The 4,023-nt window shown below is 75.2% G+C and carries 3 protein-coding genes; 2 read left to right on the forward strand and 1 reads right to left on the reverse strand.

Going from position 1 to position 4,023, the window contains the following annotated elements:
* The coding region (locus tag BZZ08_RS38180; protein WP_133169276.1) for an FHA domain-containing protein at nucleotides 1-823 on the reverse strand (823 nt) is incomplete at its 3' end.
* Nucleotides 824-1,220: 397 nt separating this feature from the next.
* Here BZZ08_RS38180 and BZZ08_RS38185 point away from each other — a divergent pair.
* Nucleotides 1,221-2,864: a serine/threonine-protein kinase gene (locus BZZ08_RS38185; protein ID WP_104636707.1), complete on the forward strand. Its 1,644-nt coding sequence runs from the start codon at nucleotides 1,221-1,223 to the stop codon at nucleotides 2,862-2,864.
* Between the two features lie 105 nt (nucleotides 2,865-2,969).
* Nucleotides 2,970-4,023: serine/threonine-protein kinase (locus tag BZZ08_RS38190; RefSeq protein ID WP_104636708.1), on the forward strand; the 1,054-nt coding region annotated here is incomplete at its 3' end.

Below are 4,023 nucleotides of genomic sequence, written 5' to 3' on the forward strand. Positions count from 1 at the left end.
TCGGTCGGTCCGCGGGGCCGTGGGCCGGGCCCGTCGCGCGGGAGCGGCCGTCCGCGTCGCGCACCTGCCCCTCGGCACCGTCGGCCACGCGCGCGTGGGCCACCGTGTCGCCGTCCCCGGCGCCCGACGGGGGCGTCCGGAGCCCGGACAGCCGTACGTGGCCCTCCCCGTCCGGCGTCGTCTCCACCCGCACCTCCGCAGCCGGCGGCACCGGCACGAGCCGCAGGGCCGACTCGCCGATGCGCAGCAGCGCACCCGGCGCGAAGCGGACCGGGCGGTCGCCCACGCGGACGCCGTCCAGGGTGGTGCCGTTGGTGGAGCCGAGGTCGGCGACCGAGACGCGGGCGTCGGGACCGACGGTCACCGCGCAGTGCATCCGGGAGACGTCCGGGTCGTCGAGCGCCACATCGGCGTCGGCGGAGCGGCCGAGCCGGATCTGGCCGCCGTGCAGAAGGTGGACGCCACCCGCGTCGGGGCCCGCGACCACGTGGAGCTGGGCGGGGACGTCGGCCGGCTCGGTGTGCGGGTCGGGCTCGCCCGGGGCGCCCAGGCAGAGCACCGCACCGTCGATCAGCGGGGGCTCGCCCAGGGTGCTGCGCTGGGCGTCGAGGCGCTGCGCACCGGCGTACAGCACCACCTGGCCGGAGCCCGGGCCCTCGCCGGGGAGCGCGGCGGCCAGCGCGGAGGCGACCGCGGCCAGGGCGGTGCCGGCCGGAGCGGTGACGAGTACGTCACACCGCGCGGCGCGGCCCCCCGCCGGAGCGGCCGAGGCAGCCGAAGCATGCGGGCCCAGCGGGTCTACGACGGTCAGCCGGATCTGCATCGCCGTAAGCGGTCCCTTCGCGCGGGCGCCCGCACGCCGGGACAGAAGCCGTCACCACGGTCCCCCACCGCGGACTTCCCCCACCGTCACACGAACACGTCGGCCAGTACTCCAGGCATCCTCGCACCTGCCACTGACAACGCGCCCGCCCTCCGCCTTCAAATGATCTTGATTGGTCGGCTCTGCCCCCAAAAATGCCTGACAGGTGACCTGCGGATGATCGGATACCGCCCGCTTGAGATCGGTCACGTACGGGCAGCGGCAACCAAGGGACCGGGTCGAGCGTCTTTCCTTCGAACGTGGTCCAGGGGGCGGCACTACAGTTGGGTCCGACTGGGACCGACCGGTTCTGGAACAGTGGGTCCGAACAGCCAGCAAGCAACTAGGAGCGCATGACGTGCGGCCGGTAGGCAGCAAGTACCTCCTCGAGGAGCCCCTCGGCCGCGGCGCCACGGGCACCGTCTGGCGTGCCCGCCAGCGCGAGACCGCGGGCGCCGAGGCGGCCGTGGCCGGGCAGCCCGGCGAGACCGTCGCGATCAAGGTCCTCAAGGAAGAGCTCGCGAGCGACGCCGACATCGTGATGCGCTTCCTGCGCGAACGCTCCGTCCTGCTCCGGCTCACCCACCCCAACATCGTCCGGGTCCGCGACCTGGTCGTCGAGGGCGAGCTGCTGGCCCTCGTCATGGACCTCGTCGACGGCCCCGACCTGCACCGCTATCTGCGTGAAAACGGGCCGCTCACCCCGGTTGCCGCGGCATTGCTCACCGCGCAGATCGCCGACGCGCTCGCCGCCAGCCACGCCGACGGCGTCGTCCACCGCGACCTGAAGCCGGCCAACGTCCTGCTGAAGCAGACCGGCGGCGAGATGCACCCGATGCTCACCGACTTCGGCATCGCCCGCCTCGCCGACTCGCCCGGCCTCACCCGCACCCACGAGTTCGTCGGCACGCCCGCGTACGTCGCGCCGGAGTCCGCCGAGGGCCGCCCGCAGACCTCCGCCGTCGACGTCTACGGCGCCGGCATCCTGCTGTACGAGCTGGTCACCGGCCGCCCCCCGTTCGGCGGAGGCTCCGCCCTCGAGGTGCTGCACCAGCACCTGAGCGCCGAACCGCGCCGCCCCTCCACCGTCCCCGACCCGCTGTGGACGGTCATCGAGCGCTGCCTGCGCAAGAACCCCGACGACCGCCCCAGCGCCGAGAACCTCGCCCGCGGCCTGCGCGTCGTCGCCGAGGGCATCGGCGTGCACGCGAACAGCGCGCAGATCGGCGCCGCCGAGAACGTGGGCGCGCTCCTGGTCCCCGACCCGGCGCCCGCACAGGTCCCGGACGCGCCCGGCGCCGCCTACGACCCGAACGGCGCGACCAGCGTCCTGCCGCACACCTCGGGCCCGGCGGGCGCCGCCGACCCCACCGCCGTCCTCCCGAGCACCGGGGCCCCCGACCCGACCGCCGTCATGCCGCCGGTGCCGCCGGGGCAGCCCGGCGCCCCGGGACAGGGCGGACCCGAGGACCCGCACCCCTGGCAGAACCAGCTGCGCGCGGCCCGCGACCGCAACGAGCAGACGCAGGTCCAGTACCTCGACCCGAACCAGGACCCGCTGCGCCGCCGCCCCCAGCGGCAGGTCTCCCGCCAGCCGCAGCAGCCGCGCCAGGCCCCGCCGCCCCAGCAGCCCGGCTACGGCTACCCGCAGCAGCAACAGCCGCAGCGCTACGCCACCCCGCAGCCCCAGCCCCAGCAGCCGCAGCGCCCCCAGCCGCAGCGGTACGCCCCGCCGCCCACGCCCGAGCCGCAGCCGCCCCGGCGCGAGCCCAGGCCGCCGCGGCAGCGCGGCGCCAACCCGATGCGCATCCCGGGCCTCGGCTGTCTCAAGGGCTGCCTGTTCACGCTGGTCATCCTGTTCGTGGCCGGCTGGCTCGTGTGGGAGCTGAGCCCGCTGCAGGACTGGATCGGCACCGGCAAGGGCTACTGGGACCAGCTCACCGACTGGTTCACCACCGTGACCGGCTGGATCGGGGACCTGGGCGGCTCCGGCGGAGGCTGAGTCTGGAGACTTGTCGACATCCGGAGGGTGATTTCCGCCTCCACGGTGAAGGCCGGCTCCTCGGACGCGTACTTTTAGGCGCAACACGCGTCGGTAGGAGCAGTCTTGGCACGGAAGATCGGCAGCCGGTACACCGCCCACCAGATCCTCGGACGGGGCAGCGCCGGCACGGTGTGGCTGGGCGAGGGTCCCGACGGACCCGTCGCGATCAAGCTGCTGCGCGAGGACCTGGCGTCCGACCAGGAACTCGTCTCCCGCTTCGTGCAGGAGCGCACCGCCCTGCTCGGCCTGGAGCACCCGCACGTCGTCTCCGTGCGCGACCTCGTCGTCGACGGCAACGACCTCGCGCTGGTCATGGACCTGGTCCGGGGCACCGACCTGCGCCCCCGCCTCGACCGGGAGCGGCGCCTGGCGCCCGAGGCCGCGGTCGCCGTCGTCGCGGACGTCGCCGACGGGCTGGCCGCCGCGCACGCCGCCGGGATCGTGCACCGCGACGTCAAGCCCGAGAACGTGCTGCTCGACATGCAGGGCCCGCTCGGCCCCGGCGGCGCGCACCCGGCGCTGCTGACGGACTTCGGGGTGGCCAAGCTCATCGACACCCCGCGGCGCACCCGCGCCACGAAGATCATCGGCACGCCCGACTACCTGGCCCCGGAGATCGTCGAGGGCCTGCCCCCGCGCGCGGCGGTCGACATCTACGCGCTGGCCACGGTGCTCTACGAGCTGCTCGCCGGCTTCACGCCGTTCGGCGGCGGCCACCCCGGCGCGGTGCTGCGCCGCCATGTGACCGAGACCGTCGTCCCGCTCCCCGGCATCCCCGACGAGCTGTGGCAGCTCCTCGTCCAGTGCCTCGCCAAGGCCCCGGCCTCCCGGCTGCGCGCCTCCGAGCTGAGCGCCCGGCTGCGCGAGCTGCTGCCGATGCTCGCCGGAATGGCCCCGCTGGACGTGGACGAGCCCGACGCCGAGCAGCAGGACGACGCCCCCGATGAGTCCGCGGCGTCCGCGGCGTCCCCGGCCGCCGCCGAGCCCGTGCGGCGCCGGGGGGCGGTGCCCCTGGTGCCGGGGGCCAAGCCGGCCGACTCCAACCGCGACACCCACACGTCCATGCGCGTCCCCGCCCCGGACGAGCTGGCCGGCGGCGCCCGCGGCACCGCCCGAG

This window comes from Streptomyces sp. MH60 (assembly GCF_002939385.1).
In the GTDB taxonomy this organism is placed as follows: Bacteria; Actinomycetota; Actinomycetes; order Streptomycetales; family Streptomycetaceae; genus Streptomyces.